Origin of the sequence: Paenibacillus sp. J45TS6 (genome assembly GCF_018403285.1) — a bacterium.
Taxonomy (GTDB): Bacteria; Bacillota; Bacilli; order Paenibacillales; family Paenibacillaceae; genus Paenibacillus.
Genome location: NZ_BOSJ01000055.1, coordinates 1 through 616 on the forward strand (window position 1 = coordinate 1; position 616 = coordinate 616).

Sequence of the window (616 nt, forward strand, 5' to 3'; positions counted from 1 at the left end):
TTTGATTATAACGTGATTTTGTATGTGTAGCATCGACGATAATTGTTTTACTTTGGATGATTTCTTTTTCTAGTGCAATTTCAACTGTCTTCCCAATAAGCATATCTAACAAACTCACATCTTTGAGACGAAGTTTACGAAATTTTGTTAATGAGCTTGGATTAATGACAGGATCTTCAGGTGCCATATCTAAGAAGTATTTAAATGACATATCATATTTTGACCGCTCAACTACATCAACATCAGATAAGTCAAAAATAGATTTCAATAATAAATACTTAAACATGCGGATCGGCGACACTGCATTGCGACCATTATCGAGGCAATATTTATTTTGTAATTCTTCATAAACAAAAGAAAAATCTACAATTTCATTGATTTGGCGCAGTATATTGTCTTTAGGCACGACTATATCGTAAATTGCCATAAATGGACTGAGATTGAAGGTCTGTTGATTTGAAATCATCCGAGACACCACCTGAAATTTATACTTTTATTATACAAAAAATCAGGATGCCTTTCCTCAATATTGAGGAAAGGCATCCTGATTTTAGATATTGGACTTTTTCAGTGGCCTCGCAGCATACCGAAGTCATCTCATTGCCGCTTAAACAGC

Annotated in this window: 1 protein-coding gene; it reads right to left on the minus strand. The window is 34.1% G+C overall.

All coding sequences use genetic code 11. The annotated features are described in order from the left end of the window. On the minus strand, positions 1 to 466 hold a 466-nt coding region (locus KJS58_RS24820; RefSeq protein ID WP_213536344.1), incomplete at its 3' end, for a transposase. Positions 467 to 616: the final 150 nt, after the last annotated feature.